Origin of the sequence: Pseudomonas sp. NBRC 100443 (assembly GCF_030268185.1) — a bacterium.
Classification (GTDB): Bacteria; Pseudomonadota; Gammaproteobacteria; order Pseudomonadales; family Pseudomonadaceae; genus Pseudomonas; species Pseudomonas citronellolis.
This window is the reverse complement of record NZ_BSQE01000006.1, coordinates 140,267-157,352: the sequence shown is the minus strand read 5'-3', so window position 1 is coordinate 157,352 and position 17,086 is coordinate 140,267. Positions and strand designations below refer to the sequence as shown.

Annotated in this window: 14 protein-coding genes; 4 read left to right on the top strand and 10 right to left on the bottom strand. The window is 65.1% G+C overall.

The window, feature by feature from the left end; translation table 11 throughout:
* Positions 1–202: 202 nt before the first annotated feature.
* The 5 genes from QSJ95_RS10045 to pedF all read right to left on the bottom strand — a co-directional run bounded on the left by QSJ95_RS10045 (position 203) and on the right by pedF (position 5,408).
* Positions 203–1,981, bottom strand: a complete 1,779-nt coding sequence (locus tag QSJ95_RS10045; protein ID WP_285642075.1) for a methanol/ethanol family PQQ-dependent dehydrogenase — start codon at positions 1,979–1,981, stop codon at positions 203–205.
* Positions 1,982–2,363: 382 nt separating this feature from the next.
* Entirely contained in the window at positions 2,364–3,293 is a 930-nt protein-coding gene (locus tag QSJ95_RS10040; protein ID WP_285642073.1) for a quinoprotein relay system zinc metallohydrolase 1, read from the bottom strand.
* Between the two features lie 27 nt (positions 3,294–3,320).
* Positions 3,321–4,067, bottom strand: a complete 747-nt coding sequence (locus QSJ95_RS10035) for a quinoprotein dehydrogenase-associated SoxYZ-like carrier (RefSeq protein WP_285642071.1) — start codon at positions 4,065–4,067, stop codon at positions 3,321–3,323.
* Positions 4,068–4,081: 14 nt separating this feature from the next.
* Complete coding sequence (locus QSJ95_RS10030) at positions 4,082–4,963, bottom strand: substrate-binding periplasmic protein (protein ID WP_058070419.1); 882 nt, start codon at positions 4,961–4,963, stop codon at positions 4,082–4,084.
* 7 nt (positions 4,964–4,970) lie between these two features.
* On the bottom strand, positions 4,971–5,408 hold the full coding sequence (pedF, locus tag QSJ95_RS10025; RefSeq protein WP_009622924.1) for a cytochrome c-550 PedF: 438 nt from the start codon (positions 5,406–5,408) through the stop codon (positions 4,971–4,973).
* Between the two features lie 314 nt (positions 5,409–5,722).
* Between pedF and exaA the strand changes: the two genes are divergently transcribed.
* Together exaA and QSJ95_RS10015 are read left to right on the top strand one after the other, a co-directional pair.
* Complete coding sequence (gene exaA, locus QSJ95_RS10020; protein ID WP_285642068.1) at positions 5,723–7,606, top strand: quinoprotein ethanol dehydrogenase; 1,884 nt, start codon at positions 5,723–5,725, stop codon at positions 7,604–7,606.
* A 54-nt stretch (positions 7,607–7,660) separates the two neighbouring features.
* Positions 7,661–8,320 carry a pentapeptide repeat-containing protein gene (locus QSJ95_RS10015; RefSeq protein WP_285642067.1) on the top strand — a complete coding sequence of 220 codons (660 nt, stop codon included), beginning with the start codon at positions 7,661–7,663 and terminating at the stop codon, positions 8,318–8,320.
* Between the two features lie 426 nt (positions 8,321–8,746).
* On the opposite strand, the gene QSJ95_RS10010 is transcribed toward QSJ95_RS10015, so the two are convergent.
* Both QSJ95_RS10010 and QSJ95_RS10005 read right to left on the bottom strand, forming a co-directional pair.
* On the bottom strand, positions 8,747–8,998 hold the full coding sequence (locus QSJ95_RS10010) for a bacteriocin immunity protein (RefSeq protein WP_064582810.1): 252 nt from the start codon (positions 8,996–8,998) through the stop codon (positions 8,747–8,749).
* A gap of 2 nt (positions 8,999–9,000) precedes the next feature.
* Positions 9,001–10,182, bottom strand: coding sequence for a pyocin-S2/colicin E7-DNase domain-containing protein (locus QSJ95_RS10005; RefSeq protein ID WP_335713659.1), 1,182 nt, complete (start codon positions 10,180–10,182; stop codon positions 9,001–9,003).
* A gap of 1,327 nt (positions 10,183–11,509) precedes the next feature.
* Here QSJ95_RS10005 and QSJ95_RS10000 point away from each other — a divergent pair.
* Both QSJ95_RS10000 and QSJ95_RS09995 read left to right on the top strand, forming a co-directional pair.
* Positions 11,510–12,199 carry a GNAT family N-acetyltransferase gene (locus QSJ95_RS10000; RefSeq protein WP_285642066.1) on the top strand — a complete coding sequence of 230 codons (690 nt, stop codon included), beginning with the start codon at positions 11,510–11,512 and terminating at the stop codon, positions 12,197–12,199.
* A 140-nt stretch (positions 12,200–12,339) separates the two neighbouring features.
* A complete protein-coding gene (locus QSJ95_RS09995; RefSeq protein WP_009622930.1) occupies positions 12,340–12,537 on the top strand; it encodes a hypothetical protein in 198 nt (65 codons plus the stop codon).
* Positions 12,538–12,698: 161 nt separating this feature from the next.
* Here QSJ95_RS09995 and QSJ95_RS09990 read toward each other — a convergent pair whose 3' ends face one another.
* From QSJ95_RS09990 to QSJ95_RS09980, 3 genes are all read right to left on the bottom strand, one after another.
* Positions 12,699–15,170 (bottom strand): TonB-dependent siderophore receptor, encoded by a 2,472-nt coding sequence (locus QSJ95_RS09990; protein ID WP_285642065.1) that lies wholly within the window; start codon positions 15,168–15,170, stop codon positions 12,699–12,701.
* Positions 15,171–15,263: 93 nt separating this feature from the next.
* Positions 15,264–16,217, bottom strand: coding sequence for a FecR domain-containing protein (locus tag QSJ95_RS09985; protein ID WP_285642063.1), 954 nt, complete (start codon positions 16,215–16,217; stop codon positions 15,264–15,266).
* Complete coding sequence (locus tag QSJ95_RS09980; protein ID WP_009622934.1) at positions 16,214–16,747, bottom strand: sigma-70 family RNA polymerase sigma factor; 534 nt, start codon at positions 16,745–16,747, stop codon at positions 16,214–16,216. Before QSJ95_RS09980 ends, QSJ95_RS09985 begins: the two co-directional genes overlap by 4 nt.
* Positions 16,748–17,086: the final 339 nt, after the last annotated feature.

Here is a 17,086-nt window from a genome sequence, read left to right as displayed (position 1 = left end):
AGCGCACACCGAACGGTCCCCTCTCCCTTCAGGGCGGGGCGCGCAGCCGAGGGTTAGGGAGAGGGGCCGGAGTCAACGCTTGCACCACTGCAACCGGGAGACACCGTTCGCGAGCAAGCTCGCTCCTACGAAAAGCAAAAAGCAAAGCCCCCAAAAAGCAAAGGGCCGGCACCAGCCAGCCCCCTGCCCTACCCCTGCGAACTCAGCGCTTGCTCACCAGATCCTTCGGCAGCTTGAAGGTCCAGATCATCCCGCCCTGGTCCAGGTCCTTGATGCGCTTGGCCACCTCGCCGCCCCACAGCGGCACGGCGCCGCCCCAGCCGGAGAGCACGGTGACGTACTGCTCGCCGTCCATCTCCCAGGTGATGGGCGAGGCGATCACGCCCGAGCCGGTGTTGAACTCGTAGAGCTTCTTGCCGCTCTTGGCGTCGAAGGCCATCAGGTAGCCCTCGGGGTTGCCGGTGAACACCAGGTTGCCGTGGGTGGCCAGCACGCCGCCCCACAGCGGCGCGTAGTTCTCGTAGCGCCACACCTGCTTGCCGGTCTTCGGGTCGATGGCGCGCAGCACGCCGATGTATTTCTCGTTCAGCGGCTTGATGGTGAAGCCGGCGCCCAGGTAGGCCGCGCCCTTCTTGTAGGTGACGTTCTCGTTCCACATGTCCATGCCCCACTCGTTGGAGGGCACGTAGAACAGGCCGGTGTCCTGGCTGTAGGCCATGGGCATCCAGTTCTTGCCGCCGAGGAAGGACGGCGAGACGAACACCGAGCTGCCCTTGGCGCCCTCGCCCGGCGCGCCGGGGCGGTGGGCGTCGTCGTAGATCGGCCGGCCGTTCGGGTCCAGGCCCTTGGCCCAGGTCACCTTGTCGACGAAGGGGAAGCCGCGGATGAACTTGCCGTTGGTGCGGTCCAGCACGTAGAAGAAGCCGTTGCGGTCGGCGGTGGCCGCGGCCTTCACGGTCTTGCCGCCGTCCTTGTAGTCGAAGGACACCAGCTCGTTCACGCCGTCGAAGTCCCAGCCGTCGTGGGGGGTGGTCTGGAAGTGCCACTTGATCGAGCCGTCCTCCGGGTTCAGCGCCAGGCGCGAGGAGGAGAACAGGTTGTCGCCCGGGCGCAGGTGCGAGTTCCACGGCGACGGGTTGCCGGTGCCGATGAACAGCGAATCGGTGCTCGGATCGTAGTAGCCGCCCAGCCAGGGCGCGGCGCCGCCGGTCTTCCACAGGTCGCCCGGCCAGGTCTTGCCGGCCTCGCCGCCGGAGATGCCGTTCTCGATGGCCTTGCCGTCCTTGTACACGTAGCCCATGTGGCCTTCGACGGTCGGGCGGCTCCACAGCAGCTCGCCGTTAGTGGGGTCGTAGGCCTCGATCTTGCCGACCACGCCGAACTCGCCGCCGGCCACGCCGGTGATCAGCTTGCCCTTGGCGATCAGCGGCGCGGCGGAGATGGAGTAGCCGGCCTTGTAGTCGGCCACGGTCTTCTTCCACACCACCTTGCCGGTGTCCTTGTTCAGCGCCACCAGCTTGGCGTCCAGGGTGCCGAAGATCACCAGGTCGCCGTACAGGGCCACGCCGCGGTTGATCACGTCGCAGCAGGGCATGATGCCGTCGGGCAGGCGCGCGTCGTACTGCCAGAGCTTGCGCCCGGTGCGCGCGTCCACGGCGAACACCCGTGAGTAGGAGGCGCTGACGTACATCACCCCGTCCTTGACCAGCGGCTGGGCCTGCTGGCCGCGTTGTTTCTCGCCGCCGAAGGATAGCGCCCACACCGGGCGCAGTTCCTTGACGTTGTCGCTGTTGAGGGTCTTCAGCGGGCTGAAGCGCTGGCCCTGCTGGTTGATGCCGTTGACCACGATCTGGTCGGTGCGCTTGGCGCTGTCGCTGATGTCCTGGTCGGTAACCGCGGCCTGGGCGCCCAGGCTGGCCAGGGCGAGTGCGGCGAAGAGCGCGCTGCGCGCGAAGGAAGGGGTGGGACCTGCATGTCTCATTGCGGCTACCTCTGCGGATTTGTTGTTGTACCCGGGAAGTTTTCCCGGTCTGCCGCAGATTCTTGGCCCGGTGCGGTGGGCCAACAATTGACCGCTTTGCCGAATTCCCTAGTTCCTTGGTAGCAATACCCGGCTTTGTGATCGCTGTTTTCTGGATTCCCGCGAACGCGGGAACCCAATAGACAACTCCGTGACGTGCGGAAGACCTGTAGGAGCGGGCCCTGCCCGCGATTCGCGCGCAGGGCGCGCTCCTACAGGGGAACGGCCACGCGGCCCGTTACAGGTGAGAACACGGCCTTTCGTAGGAGCGAGCTTGCTCGCGAACCGCATGGCACCGCGTTTGTTCGCGAGCAAGCTCGCTCCTACGAAGAGCCGGGGCGGCTCACTGCTGGTCGATACGCGGCAACGCCTGCTGTTCGTAGCGCGGGTACAGGTGGGTGACGCTGCGGATCAGCTCGTAGCGCGTCAGGCTGATGCCGGCGAAGCGTTCGGGGATGGGGGTGCGCAGCAGGTCGTTCATGTCCGCGCCTTCGCGGGTGCCTTCGCGCATCACGCTGTCGAGCCAGCCGAGGTAGTCGCGCATCTGGGCGAAGGGCCTGGCGTCGGTGGCGATGGGCCCGTGGCCGGGGACGATCAGCTTCCAGGGCAGCGCCTGCAGGGTATCGAGATCGGCCAGCCAGACGTCCAGCCCAGGACTGTTGGGCGTGGTCAGCGCGCGCTCGTAGAACACCAGGTCGCCGGCGAACAGCACCCCGCTGGTCTCGTCGAGGATCGCCAGGTCCGCCCCGGTATGCCCGCGCAAACCGAGCAGGCGGAAACGGTGCGTGCCGACCTGCAGCTCGCCCGGTTCCACCGTCTGCGTCGGCAGTACCACCTCGGTGCCGCGCATCCAGTCGCCCACCAGGCGGTACATGTTCTCCGCCATGGCGTTGCCCTGCTCCTTCAGCAGCTTGCCGGTGCCGGCCAGCGCGCCGATGGGCACGTCGGCGAAGGCCTGGTTGCCCAGCACGTGGTCGGGGTGGTGGTGGGTCAGCAGCACCTGAGTCACCGGCTTGCCGGTGGTCTGCTGGATCACCGCGCGCAATGCCTCGCCGTAGCGCCGCGAGGGGCCGGTGTCGATCACCAGGATGCCGTCGCCGGTGTCGATGAACGCCACGTTGACGATGTTGCCGCCGTTGTCCTTGGCGAAGTTGTCGGTGCTGCCCTCCACCAGCCAGGTGCCCTCGGCGATCTGCCGGGGTTGCAGGTGGTACTGCAGGTCGGCGAGGACCTGGGTGCAGAGCAGCAGCAGGAAGGTCAGCAGGTAACGCATGGGCACCTCGCGGGCGGGCCGGCCGCCTCAGAGGGCGGCCTCGAACTCGTTGCCGTTGTTGTCGTGCAGGAACAGCTTCGCGTGGGGATGGCCGCGCAGTTCGAAGCTGAAGCTGGGGTTCTCGCTCACCGCCGGGAACAGGTCCAGGCGCGCCAGCACCTCGCCCTCGGGCGTGCGCAGTTCGGCGTGGTCGAGGTAGAACTCGGGGATGCCGCCGACCAGGCCGTTGTCCATCGGGTGCTCCACCTTCAGCCGCAGCCGGGTGTTCGGCCCGCGCGAGAAAGCCCCGCCGTGCACCTGGCCCAGGCGCTGCTCCCAGCCGGCCTGGGCGCGCACCACGCTGGGCGCGGTGCAGCCGCCGCCGGCGGCGTCGATCCAGGCCGAGCCCACGTGCCACACGCCATCTTCACCACGCAGCGCAGCGCGGATGGCGGTGGCCTGCTCGATGCGGATGCGTACCGCCAGCAGCGCCTCCAGGCCCTCGCCCGGGTAGAGCGTCAGCACGTGGGGTATGGGGTTCAGCTCGGCCCACAGCACCAGGCGCTCGAAGCGCCCGGGCAGCTGCCGCGCGTCCACCTCCACCGGCACCTGCCGCGCGTCCTCGGCGAAGGGCGGCACGCCCAGCTTCACCCGCTCGTCGAAGACGAAGGGCTCGCCGCCGAGCAGGCGCTTGTGGTGGTAGTCCCACATCACCGAGGGCACCGGGTCGCCCTCCACCGCCGCGGCCAGCAGCGGCAGGCCGCACAGGCCCAACAGCAGGCTACGTCTACGCATCCCTCCTCCTCGTGCTATTGCACGTCCTGGTACAGCCCCGGCAACTCGTAGCGCACGCCGTAGCCGGCGTAGAGCTTGGCCAGCTCGCCGCTGCGCACCAGTTCCTCCAGCTCGCCGTCGAGGGCGTTGGAGAGCTGGCGGTTGCTCTCGTGCACCGCCATGCCGATGTCCCAGTCCGGCTGGCCGAGGCTGGGGTAGGTGTTCTCGGCGTTCTTCAGCTGGTCGTCGTGGGCCTGGGCGCGCATCCAGTCCAGCTCGCCGCGCAGCGCCATCACCGCGTCCACCTTGCCGGCGCGCATGGCGTCGAAGGCCGCCTGGGTGCTGGGGAAGTGCACGGTCATGGCGCTGAGCTGGCCGCCCAGCACCGAGGTCAGGTAGAACGAGGGCACGCTGTCCAGTTCCACGCCGATGCGGTGCTCGCGGAACGCCGCGATGGTGTCCACCTGCGGCAGCCGGCGGGCATCGTTGACCACCTGCCAGCGCTCACGCTGGTAGGGGCCGAACATCACCACCTGGTCGTTGGCCAGCTCGCCGACGTCGTTGCGCTTGTTGGAGTAGTCGCGGTCGTAGGGCACCCGCAGCATCACGTCGGCCACCACGCCCGGGCGCAGGTAGTGGCCCTTCCAGATGAAGTTGCGCAGGTCGTCGTCCAGGCGCTCGCCGGGAATCACCCAGAGGAACTCCGCGCGCAGCCCCAGGCCCTGGGCCAGGCGCGTGGCGAGATCCACGTCGATGCCGTGGGGCTGGCCGTCCTGCATGAAGCTGTAGGGCGGGAAGTTCTGGTAGACCGCCACCCGCAACACGCCGGAAGCGACCATGTCTTCGTAGGGCCGGACCTTGGCCTCGGCCTGCCCCAGCAACAGGAGCAGGCCGCACAGCAGGCTGAGCAGGCGCATGGCGGCGTCACTCGTCCACGTGGACGCTTTCCAGGTAGCTGCGGATGGCCCACAGGCCTTCCTGGCTGATGAAGTCGGCCATCTTCGGCATGTACACCGCGCCGTCGCGCACCGCGCCGTTGATCACCCGCTCCTTGAACCACTCGTCGCCCTCGGCGCCCAGGTCGAGCTTGCGCAGGTCGGGGGCGATGCCGCCGGACTTGGCCTCCAGGCCATGGCAGCGCGCGCAGTTCTGGTTGTAGGCGGAGGAGCCGATCTCCACCGCCAGCTTGTGGTTGGCGTAGGGCTCGCGGTACGGGTTGGTGTCGCGCCACTCCTTGCCCAGGGGCTCCAGGCCCTTGGTATCCACCGCTTGCGGGGTCACGTTGCCATGGGCCAGGGCCAGGGCCGAGACGCTGAGGCCGGCCAGCACCAGCAGGCCGCGCAAGGAGTTCTTCTTGTTCATCACTTCATTCCTCTGGGGGTAGGACAAGGCACGGGCGCCACCGGAGGCGCTCCTCGACCATGTTAGGAAGCCCCGCCCCCGCCCCGAATGCTGCTTTGGATGCCCCCGCCTACTCCCTTCGTACTAGGGCGCAGGGCTGCCGCGCCAGGGCCTTCGGCAGCAAGCCCAAGTCATGCCCCGACCGGGAACTTGTCCCGGCCGATGCGGGAGCTTTTCCGTTTCTGCCACGGCCGCCGGCTCCCACCATGGAACCGCCGCGGCCCGAGCAGCGGCCCGCCGTTTCTCGACCCAACACCAAAAACGGGAACCCGAAGATGACAACAAGAACCTCCCCCGCCTCTTCACCCACGTCTGCCGGCCCCCTGCGCCTCGCCCTGCACAGCCTGACCCTCGCCATCGCCCTGGGCGCCGGCGGCGCGGCGCTGGCCAAGGACGTCAGCTGGGACGACATCGCCAACGACCACAAGACCACCAGCGACGTGCTGCAGTACGGCATGGGCACCAACGCCCAGCGCTGGAGCCCGCTCAAGCAGGTCAACGCCGACAACGTGTTCAAGCTGACCCCGGCCTGGTCCTACTCCTTCGGCGACGAGAAACAGCGCGGCCAGGAATCCCAGGCCATCGTCAGCGACGGGGTGATCTACGTCACCGCCTCCTACTCGCGGCTGTTCGCCCTCGACGCCAAGACCGGCAAGCGCCTGTGGACCTACAACCACCGCCTGCCCGACGACATCCGCCCGTGCTGCGACGTGGTCAACCGCGGCGCCGCCATCTACGGCGACAAGATCTTCTTCGGCACCCTCGACGCCTCGGTCGTGGCGCTGAACAAGAACACCGGCAAGGTCGTCTGGAAGAAGAAGTTCGGCGAACACGGCGCCGGCTACACCATGACCGGCGCGCCGACCATCGTGAAGGACGGCAAGACCGGCAAGGTGCTGCTCATCCACGGCAGCTCGGGCGACGAGTTCGGCGTGGTCGGCCGCCTGTTCGCCCGCGACCCGGACACCGGCGAGGAAATCTGGATGCGGCCCTTCGTCGAAGGCCACGTAGGCCGCCTGAACGGCAAGGACAGCAGCGTCACCGGCAACGTCAAGGCGCCGTCCTGGCCAGACGACGCCAACTCGCCCACCGGCAAGGTCGAATCCTGGAACCACGGCGGCGGCGCGCCCTGGCAGAGCGCCAGCTTCGATGCCGAGACCAACACCATCATCGTCGGCGCCGGCAACCCCGGCCCGTGGAACACCTGGGCGCGCACCGCCAAGGGCGGCAACCCGCACGACTACGACAGCCTCTACACGTCCGGGCAAGTGGGCGTGGACCCGAGCACCGGCGAGGTGAAGTGGTTCTACCAGCACACCCCGAACGACGCCTGGGACTTCTCCGGCAACAACGAACTGGTGCTGTTCGACTACAAGGCCAAGGACGGCAAGATAGTCAAGGCCACCGCCCACGCCGACCGCAACGGCTTCTTCTACGTGGTCGACCGCAGCAACGGCAAGCTGCAGAACGCCTTCCCCTTCGTCGACAACATCACCTGGGCCAGCCACATCGACCTGAAGACCGGCCGCCCGGTCGAGCGTGAAGGCCAGCGCCCGCCGCTGCCGGAACCGGGGCAGAAGCATGGCAAGGCGGTGGAAGTCTCGCCGCCCTTCCTCGGCGGCAAGAACTGGAACCCCATGGCCTACAGCCAGGACACCGGCCTGTTCTACGTGCCGGCCAACCACTGGAAGGAAGACTACTGGACCGAGGAAGTCAGCTACACCAAGGGCAGCGCCTACCTGGGCATGGGCTTCCGCATCAAGCGCATGTACGACGACCACGTCGGCAGCCTGCGCGCCATGGACCCCACCAGCGGCAAGGTGGTGTGGGAACACAAGGAGCACCTGCCGCTGTGGGCCGGCGTGCTGGCCACCGCCGGCAACCTGGTGTTCACCGGCACCGGCGACGGCTTCCTCAAGGCCTTCGACGCGAAGAACGGCAAGGAACTGTGGAAGTTCCAGACCGGCAGCGGCATCGTCTCCCCGCCCATCACCTGGGAACAGGACGGCGAGCAGTACATCGGCGTGACCGTCGGCTACGGCGGCGCCGTGCCGCTGTGGGGCGGCGACATGGCCGACCTGACGCGCCCGGTGGCCCAGGGCGGATCCTTCTGGGTGTTCAAGCTGCCCAGCTGGGACAACAAGACCGCCAGCCGCTGAGCCCACCGACCGCGCCCCCCAGGGGCGCGGTTTTCCATGCCCCGGGAGAAAGCCATGAAAACCACCACCCTGCTCGCCGCCCTGCTGCTGGCCGGCCTGGCCCACGCCAGCGACGAATCCGCCGACACCGACGACGACGCCACCGTCATCGCCCACTGCCGCATAGCCCCCGCCAGCCAATGCCCCGGCGCCGACCTGCGCGGCGCCGACCTGAAAGGCCAGGACCTCAGCCGCATGAACCTCGCCGGCGCGGACCTTTCAGGCGCCGACCTGCGCCACGCCACCCTCGACCTGGCCAACCTGGAAAAAGCCAACCTGCGCGGCGCCAACCTCACCCGCGCCAGCCTGCAACAAGCCAACCTGCGCGCCGCCGACCTCTCCGGCGCCAGCCTGGTGGCCATCCAGGCCTGGGGCCTGTTCGCCCAGGGCGCCCAATGGCAAGGCGCCGACCTGACCGCCGCCTACCTCGAATTCGCCCGCCTGAGCGGCGGCAAACTGCACCAGGCCAACCTGCGCGCAGCGGACCTGGAGATGACCTGGCTGTCCCGTGCGGACCTGAAAGGGGCGGATTTGCGGGATGCGAACCTGCAGGAGGTGAAGCTGGCGGAGGCGAATCTGGAGGATGCGGACTTGCGGGGCAGCAAGCCGAGGTTCGGGAATTTCCAGGGGACGAATAGGCAGGGGTGCAAGGGCTGTCCCGGCGGCTGGGATTGAGCGGCACCGACTGTAGGAGCGAGCTTGCTCGCGAATGGGATGTCCCGGGTAACGCGTAGGGCGCATAACGCCTCAAGCGTTATCCGCCGGTGGGCCCCTGTACCGAGGCCATCGGCGGATAACCGCGAACGGTTATGCGCCCTACGAACCTGAACGACGACAATGCAGTCGAGGTTTTGCTTGAGATGCTGCACAACCCGAGCGGCTACCGCCCAAGGCGCAGCAGCACTGCAGGCTGATCAATCAGCATCTGCACACATGCCCCATGCTCCTCTGGCCGATGCTGATCCGCGTGGATGGCTGGTTGCAGAGCCGAAAGGACATGCAGGAAAGGTGGGGAAGAAAACGTCCCGGGGTCGGACGACCGCCCACAGGACAATCAATGGCCGAGGAATCCCCGGCCATCGCTATTCCCTATTTGTTGTCTCAGTTGGACTTGAAGCCGGGGAGCCCGTTGGCTGCACGCCACTCCTTCACTGTTCGAGTGATCCCCTCGGGGGAATCATCCGCTCCATCCTTGGGATAGAAGATCAGATCCGAACCGTCAGGGTGCCCGCTTACCTTCTCGAAGTGGAACACCAACTGATCCACCTCCGACTCGCTCCCAGAGTGCTCAACGATACGTCGCAGCAGGGCTACAAATTCAGACTCACTGTATTCATTGAAGTTAGTCTTCATTGCTATTGCCGGTCCTCCTTGTGAATTTCGACATGGCGCTTCGGCGTGATTATCGACAGGTTATCAATGTCGTAAACGGCCCCGCCATGTTGGATTTGCTGAATGTGGTGAATCTCATAACGGGCGTTTTCACCATTCCGTTCTGCTCTAGGCACAAATGGTGAGTTTCCCTTTCTCAACCAGCCTTGGTTAGTAACCTTGAATTGACTCATTAGCTCTGCGTCTTCGGAAACAGCAATCCAGAGTGCTTTTCGGAAAGAGTCGAAGCCGTTGAAGCGCCTACCACGCAGCTTGTCAGCAATTCGCCTCGGGATTGGTGCACCAAGGCCCTCACCGGCCCCTGCCAGCCAGATACCGAAGACATCCTCGCCAGTCCCAGCGACAACCCCTGGATCATGCCGGGCATTCATCACGATATAGAGCGGCGCAATTCCGGACCCAGCCGGGAATACCAGGATGAAATCCCGGTATTCTGGTGGGTAGATCGGATTGACGATGAGGTTATCGGCCTGCTCTACAGGCGGGTAGATCGTGATCTGCGGCGCTTGGGGAGCCGCCTCCAGAGCGGGGACTCCCAGCGTGTCGGAAGGATTGGCGGCAGGCGTCCAGATCAGTTCAATACCACCGCCAAAGTCGGCGACCATCTGACTACCGATGGGGGTGAATTGAACAACCGGGATCATTTCCCAATCGCTGCGCAGCTGCGTGTTGTAGCCGTAGCCCTTTAGTCTGCCGTCTGACTGCTGTTCAACCCGAATCCGAACCCGGGTTCGCCCCTGCCTCATCGTGCGAAGCTGCTCTTCGGTGTAAAGCGCGCTATCGCCCAAGCTGGACGGCCAGAGCATCGCCACGACACCCAGGAGTGCACCACCGGCCACCCCGCCAGTAAGGATGCCGCCGCCAACGGCACGGCCACCAGCTCCGACAGCGACGCGCCCACCGCTGGCTACCGCACCACCCGCAGATGCGACCTCGCAGAGCCCACCACAGGATTCACCAGCACCTGATAGCACAAGTCCACGCAGTGCCAACGAGCCGAAACCAGCGGGGACATTCCCGCTGATCTTCTGGAGCGGCACCTTGCCGCTATCGTCCGCTTCCCGGCCCCCGAGCAACACAAGGTTCCCGTAGTCGCTCACGCTATCGACCGGAAAGGTGCCCGATGACGTGTTGTAGTCGATCACCGAGTCGGGCAGCTTGCAGCACTTGGCGAAAGCCGGGACAGGTTTCACCTGCGGCTGTGCCGTAGTGAAGGGCTTGGCGGCAGGAGCCGATACAGGAGAGGGCGCAGGCGCGGTGAAATTCGGCTTAGGGGCCGAGGTGACCTTCGGACTGGCCGGTGAGTCCGTGTACTGAGTGGTGGAACCATACACTACGTGGTCGGGGCACCCGCAAAGCACTCTATCGCCTGTTGCCACATAGGGCTGCTGCTCCGACCATTCGTAAGCCGTTCCAAAGATGGGAAAGGTCCCTTTGCATTTGCTGCAGCGAGCAAGGTCGCCGGTTTGGGCAATGGCCTTGTTACCTTCGAACCACGATGCCGTAGCCGATATGATTTCACCGTAGGTGGTTTTGTCCCCAAGACACGCTAGTGCCCTCAATCGGAATCCCTCTGCAATGACACATGGAGTCATCTGCTCCCGATTGAACCTCGGGCCTTTGCGAAGGTAGCCGCCGTTCCGTCGTCATTGCTATAGGAGACGTCCGAACAACTCACGCCTCATCTCTCACTCCACGCTGGGTCAGAATCATCAGCGCGGTGGATCACTGGAACTGGGTGTCAGCATCAATGGAATACACAAGTGGAGTACGAGCCTGGAGAGCGGGTGCTGACGGTACGTACCAACGGCCAGACTCGCCTCAATGGCTGAATGGTATTCATCGGTGAAGGTCTGGCGGGCGAGCGAGTCGTCATACACCCCGCCAAGGAGGCGGCGTACTCGACATCATTTTCATCAACAAAATGTGGTGGCAGGTCGACCTCAGGCAGCCGGAGTGACCATGGGAAACCGTTACCATGTGTCCCGACAGGCGCAACCTATGTCTCCAGGCAGAACACGAAGCGATACCCATCCTACGGGGTGTTGTGTTTGCCGGAGGGGCAGGACCTTGTCCGCGATAGCCGGAAATTCCGGCGCGATTCGCGGATGAGATCCGCTCCTACGGGTTGCCTCACACCGAGCCCCATGTAGGAGCGCGCCCTGCGCGCGAAATCGCGGGCAGGGCCCGCTCCTACAACAGACCGAGCGTAGGGCGGATAACCGTTCGCGGTTATCCGCCGTTACACCTTTCTCATCGCCAACACCGTGGCCGGTCCTGGCGTTCCCACCCAGGATGCCCACAAGCCCGCCCCGAGCGGGGTTCAACCAAGGCCAAACGGCGGATAACGCGGAGCGTTATTCGCCCTACGCGCCGAGCTCCGCCAACGGCTGCAACGCTCGGCACGCGCGAACGTTACAATGGCGCCCGCGCCGATCTCCCCCGATCGGGCACGCCCGGAGTCAGCTTCAGATGTTCACCCTCGTAACCCTGGACGCACCGCCACCGGAGTCCCTGAAGAATCAGGTTCTGCAAATGGTGGTGGACTACTTCAGCGACATCAGCCCGGTGCCGCTGACGCCCAGCAATCCGCTCTATCAGCTGTACCAGTACGTGATCGGCTACGAGGTGCACCTGTATCTGCAGGCCATGGACAGCGCAATGGACAGCAGCGCGCGGTTGGTCCTGGCCCTGGACGACGAGGATCCCTCCCAGGTCCTGGGCTTTGCCCTGTACCTGCCGAGCCAGGACGATGCCCAGGCCTGCACGCTGGCCTACCTGGCCGTCACGGCCAGCCATCGCCGGCACGGCATCGCGCGGGCCATGCTGCAACAGGTGGCCACACATCGGCCCCACGTCGAACTCGCCTGCGCGGCGAGCAAGGTGCCGGCCTTCGAGTCGATGGGCTTTCAGGTCCTGGCCGCACAAGGGCCGCACGTACTGCTCAACACCCGCGATCACCGCTCCGACGGCATGGTCGCGGTGCAGGACCTGGCCCCGATCTATCAGTCCAGGGAAGTGCGGCAGATCCACGCCTACCTGGTGCAGCAACACGGCCGGAAGGCCATGGCCGATGCCGAGAAAAAACGCGACCGCCTGCTCGACCAGATGGCCCATCAGGCCCAGGCGCTGGTGAAAGAGCGCTTCCCCACGCTGCACTGACAGCCAGCGGAAACGGATTCGGCTTTGAGTGTCTGCTAACGCCCAGAAGCAATGGTCATTCGCAGCCGACTGCTTGAACGCTATGCTTCACTGGCGTTCGTCCCTGCTCTGAGAAGGCGAGCATCGACCAGGAAAGCAGAATGGACTTCATCGCAGACTTCATAGTCCACTATCTGGCGCATCGTATCGGTGTCCGTGTGTTGGGATTTCTGAGCGGTGGCCGGTTCAAGGGTGAAAGCGGCTTTGCCTATGGCTGGGCAGAAGTTGTCGGCGGCCTGATTCTGTTTGCTCCCTTCGTAGCATTCATCGCTTGGCTCATTCATAGCAGCGGCCATTGAGCCGATGTCGGCTATGGGCCGAAAGCAGACCTCGGTAATCGTCAGCTTCCGCCCCCATGGCAGCCATACCGCCGCGATGCCAAGCGCTATGCTGGCTGATGCCAGGCGTCCATAGGCCTCCTGCGCTTCCCTACTCGGTCAGGCCTGCGCCCGCGGCCGCTTCAAAAACTGTACTTCACCGACAACATCAGATTCCGCGGCTCACCATACACGTTGCTCGGCACCGTGACGGAGGAGCTCAGCGAGTTGTAGTACTTCTTGTCGAACGCATTGTTCAGGTTCAGCTGCGCATCGATATGGGCAGTCGGCTTGAACCCCAGCATGAAGTCCACCAGCGTGTAGGCGTCCTGCTCGATCATGTAGGTGGTGCCTTTGTTGTAGATGCGGTTCTGCCGGTACAGGGAACTACCAATGCGCCATTGGTCGAGCGCGCCAGGCAGGGTGTAGGTGGTGCTCATCTTGAACAGGTGTCGCGGGATGTCGGTATCGAACAGGCGACCTTCGTTGGCCTTGTTCGCATCCTTGCGGTATTTGGCTTCGGTGAAGGTGTAGCCGGCGCCCAGTTGCCAGTTGGGCGTGAGTTGCCCTTGCAGTTCCAGTTCGATGCCTTTGCTGCGCACCTCGCCGGCCGCCTCGTAGCAGGAAGTGGTGGGATAGCTGGGGCAAAGGCTCTGGTCGGTGATGGCCTTGGCGCGGTTTTCCTGGTCCAGTTGGAAGATGGCGGCCGAAGCGTTCAGCGCGCCGTCGAAATACTCGCCCTTGATGCCCAGTTCGTAGTTCTTGCCAGTGATAGGAGCGATGACCGAGCCAGAGGTATCGAAGTAACTCTGCGGCTTGAAGATGTCGGTGTAGCTGACATACATCGAGTGATGCGCGTCCAGGTCATAGATCAGGCCCGCGTACTTGGTGACGTGGCGGTTGACCTTGAGTTCGGTCTCGGTGCCTTTGTAGGGGGCGCTGGTATCGTTTTCGTACCAGTCCAGGCGGCTGCCCAGAATCAGTTTCAGTGGGTCGGCCAGGTTCAGGCGGGTGGTGGCGTAAACGCTGTTGAGCTTGGCGTTGGTGTTCTGCCAGCCGTATTTGGTCTGGCTGGCGACTTTCGGGGTGTCGCCGTTCCAGTTGTAGATATCGATATTGCTGTGCAGCAGCACGTTTGCCGGCACGTCGCCATTGAACACCACGCGGCGATGGCTGGCACCGAACACCAGTTCGTGGTCGCGGTCCATCAGGCGGAACGGGCCGCTGGCGTAGGCATCGAAGCTGTTCTGGCTTTCCCGATAATGGCCGGCGCCGACGTACTGGTCATAGGTCTGGGTGGCGGTGCGCCCCAGTATGTAGGTGCCCAGCATGTCCAGGTCGGCCCAGGACTTGGTGGCCGACAGGTTGAGTTTCCAGCCGTTGTCCAGGGCGTGTTCGATGGCGGCATATGCGGAGGTGCTGGTCTTGTTCCAGTACTCCCAGTCATTGCTCAGGGAAGTGGAGCGCGACAGCTTCAGGTCGCTGCCGTCGAAGCCCACCGGCAGGCCGGTCCAGCCGTTGCCGTTGTAGTCGTCCTGCTGGCGCGAAGCGCTGAGCGTCAGGGTGGTGCTGTCGTTCAGGTCGGCCTCTAGGATCCCGTAGAACAGGTTCCGCTCGTTATCCAGCGAGTCGCGGAAGCTGCCCTGGGTCTGGTAGGCGGTGACCAGGCGACCGCGCACAGCGCCGTTGTCGGTCAGCGGGCCGGACAGGTCGACGTCGGTGCGGTAGCGGTCCCAGGTGCCTGCGCTGCCCTGGATGCTGGCCTGGAACGTTGGCGTAGGACGCTTGCGAACCAGGTTGATGGCCGCGGCCGGGTTTCCGGCGCCCTGCATCAGGCCGGTGGCGCCGCGCACCACCTCCACCCGGTCGTACATGGCCATGTCTGCGGAAAGCAGGTCCTGGGACAGCTGGGAACTGTCGAGGCTGGTGGGCAGGCCGTCGTACATGATGTTGTCGAGCGCAAAGCCGCGGGCGTAGTAGGTGGAACGCTCCGGCCCCGTGCGCCGGATGACCATGCCCGGGGTGTTCTGCACAACGTCGTTGAGGTCGGCCAGGGCCTGGTCGTCGAGGCGCTGGCGAGTCATCACCGTGACCGACTGCGGCGTTTCACGCAGCGAGAGGTTCAGCTTGGTGGCGGTCTGCATGGCGCCGGTCGTATAGGAGCCCGTTCCCTCGGTCAGGCCATCCTGGCGAACGCCCATGATTTCGCTGCTGTCCATCTTCAGTGGCTGCTCGGCTTCGGCTACCGGACGCAGGACATAGAGGCCGTCGCCCTGCCGTGAGGCGCGCAGTCCAGTCCCCTCGAGCAACCGGCTCAGACCGGTGTCGACATCGGCATCGCCGCTCAGGCCTCGACTCTTCAGCCCCTGCACCCGCTGCGGCTGCAGCGGCAGTGTGATGCCCGCCTGGCTCGCGAACTCCGCCAGCGCAGCGCCCAGCGGGCCAGGGGCTATCTCGAAGTGGCGTTGCCGACTGGCCTGATCGGAGGTGTCGGCCTGCGCGGACGCGACGAAGCCGATCGGGCCCAGGCACAGCCCGAGCGCAGCGGCGCGCAATGCCTGGGCGAGTTCGCTGGGTCGTGCTGCACGGCGCGAAGCGAAGGGGTGAAGCTGCATGAGTGACTCCCTGTGTCGAGCATGTTTTTCGTTGTGTGCTCGGGTGACACGCGAGAGACGAAAAAGACGACAAAATAAATTCGGCAGCGCCAATCAGCTGGAAATGGGCGCGATGGTGACCCAGTAACGGGTGCGATAGCGGATTTCCACCGGCAGCACCTGGGTCAACGCATGGAGCGCCTGGTCGGTGTCGTGCAGTTGAAACGCCCCGGAGACTTCCAGTTGCGCAACCTCGGGGTCGCATCGCAACAGGCCGGGCCGGTATCGCCCCAGTTCGGCGGCGAAGCTTGCCAGGCTCATACGCTCGGCCTTGATCACGCCTCGGGTCCAATCGGCGATGCGTGCATCGAGCGGCTCGACGCCGCCCACATGCCGGGCGTTGAATCTCGCCTGTTCGCCGGCCTTCAGCAGCAGGGATTCTCCCGCCCGCGAGTTCAGCTTCACCGCGCCTTCGAGCACCGCAACCTGGCTGTCCTCGGGCCATTGCCGCACCAGGAAGCGCGTGCCGATGGGCTCGATCTCGCCCTGGGCAGTTTCCACAATGAAGGGTCTGCCGGCGGGGTCCTTGGCGGTGATGATCAGCACCTCGCCTGCAACCAGCCGTACCCGCCGGCTCGCACCGTCGAAGGCCACATCGACTGCGCTGTCGGTATTGAGATGAATCTGCGTGCCGTCGGCCAGAGACATCTGGCGCTGCTCGCCTACCCCGCTGCGAACATCGGCATTGAGCTGCTGCCAGGACTGCGTACGGCGAATCAGCAAGGCTGCAGGCGCCGTTGCCAGCAGCAGTGCGAGCAACTTGAGGGCCTGTCGGCGCGTAGCGGCATGGGAACGATCCAGCGTTTCAAGCCCCAGCTGAGGCGGGATCAGCCCCAGTCGCCGGTTGAAGCCCTCCGCCAACTGCCAGGCGCGTTCGTGCTCCGGGTCGGCTGCGCGCCAGCGCTCGCAATCGCGACGTTGCGCCTCGCTGACGCGCGGCCCCTGAAGGCGCACATACCAGCGCGCGGCCTGGCGAGCGATATCGCGGTCGATGGATTGCGCGCTCACGGGTGCTCCGGAACTTCCGCAGCCAGCACGATGCACTCTTCGAAAGCCAGCGCGAGATAACGCTGAACGCTACGTACGCTCACGCCCAACCGCTGGGCGATGGCATCCTGGGTGAGCCCTTCGAGCTGGTACAGGAGGAACGCCTGGCGTGCCTTGCTCGGCAGGCGGGCCAGTACCGCGTCGACCTCGTGCAGGGCTTCGAGCACCAGAGCCTGATGCTCCAGCGAAGGCGTGCACGCCTCCGGCAGGCTGGCCAGGACTTCCAGATACGCCTGCTCCAGCGAGCGCCGACGGTAGAGATTGATCACCAGCCGCCGTGCGATGGTCAGCAGGTAGGCTCGCGGCGTCGCGATTGGCTGCTGCAGCGCAGCGGGCGAAACGAGCAACCGGACGAAGGTATCCTGGGCCAGGTCGGCCGCATCGCAGCGGTTGCCCAATCGACGATGGAGCCATCCGCGCAGCCATCCGTGGTGGTCCTGGTACAGCCGGCCGAGCAGCAGCTGATCCTCTGTAGCGGCAGTAGCGTGCATGGAGTGGCATTCCATCATATGCGAATGACTCGCATTATATTTTTATGCCACCTCTTCCATCAAGGCATTCGGGCCGGGATCAGCGCGCCTTATCGTGGATGCCCGCCATGGGGGCCGTGTGGGGCATCTTCGGATGCGCCGGTCCGAGTCCGGTACGCCAACCTGCATGGCCCGCCCTGGTGCCGTAAGAGCGACTCTCTTGCCAGCCGTGCGGGGGCGCTTCGTAGGATCGAGGGGGGACGCCTGGTTCTTGCTCGCGAATGAGCCCGCAGCGGAGCCCGTTCGCGAGCAAGCTCGCTCCTACGAGAAGCCGTGCCCACCGGTATGGTGTCCGTGCAA

Bases quoted from the DNA above. Each gene is read 5' to 3' on its own strand.
- QSJ95_RS10010 (WP_064582810.1), bottom strand. From the start codon at position 8,998: ATGAAGACTAACTTCAATGAATACAGTGAGTCTGAATTTGTAGCCCTG.
- QSJ95_RS09980 (WP_009622934.1), bottom strand. From the start codon at position 16,747: ATGCACGCTACTGCCGCTACAGAGGATCAGCTGCTGCTCGGCCGGCTG.
- QSJ95_RS10015 (WP_285642067.1), top strand. From the start codon at position 7,661: ATGAAAACCACCACCCTGCTCGCCGCCCTGCTGCTGGCCGGCCTGGCC.
- exaA (WP_285642068.1), top strand. From the start codon at position 5,723: ATGACAACAAGAACCTCCCCCGCCTCTTCACCCACGTCTGCCGGCCCC.
- QSJ95_RS10040 (WP_285642073.1), bottom strand. From the start codon at position 3,293: ATGCGTTACCTGCTGACCTTCCTGCTGCTGCTCTGCACCCAGGTCCTC.
- QSJ95_RS10045 (WP_285642075.1), bottom strand. From the start codon at position 1,981: ATGAGACATGCAGGTCCCACCCCTTCCTTCGCGCGCAGCGCGCTCTTC.
- QSJ95_RS09995 (WP_009622930.1), top strand. From the start codon at position 12,340: ATGGACTTCATCGCAGACTTCATAGTCCACTATCTGGCGCATCGTATC.
- QSJ95_RS10030 (WP_058070419.1), bottom strand. From the start codon at position 4,963: ATGCGCCTGCTCAGCCTGCTGTGCGGCCTGCTCCTGTTGCTGGGGCAG.
- QSJ95_RS10000 (WP_285642066.1), top strand. From the start codon at position 11,510: ATGTTCACCCTCGTAACCCTGGACGCACCGCCACCGGAGTCCCTGAAG.
- QSJ95_RS09990 (WP_285642065.1), bottom strand. From the start codon at position 15,170: ATGCAGCTTCACCCCTTCGCTTCGCGCCGTGCAGCACGACCCAGCGAA.
- pedF (WP_009622924.1), bottom strand. From the start codon at position 5,408: ATGAACAAGAAGAACTCCTTGCGCGGCCTGCTGGTGCTGGCCGGCCTC.
- QSJ95_RS10035 (WP_285642071.1), bottom strand. From the start codon at position 4,067: ATGCGTAGACGTAGCCTGCTGTTGGGCCTGTGCGGCCTGCCGCTGCTG.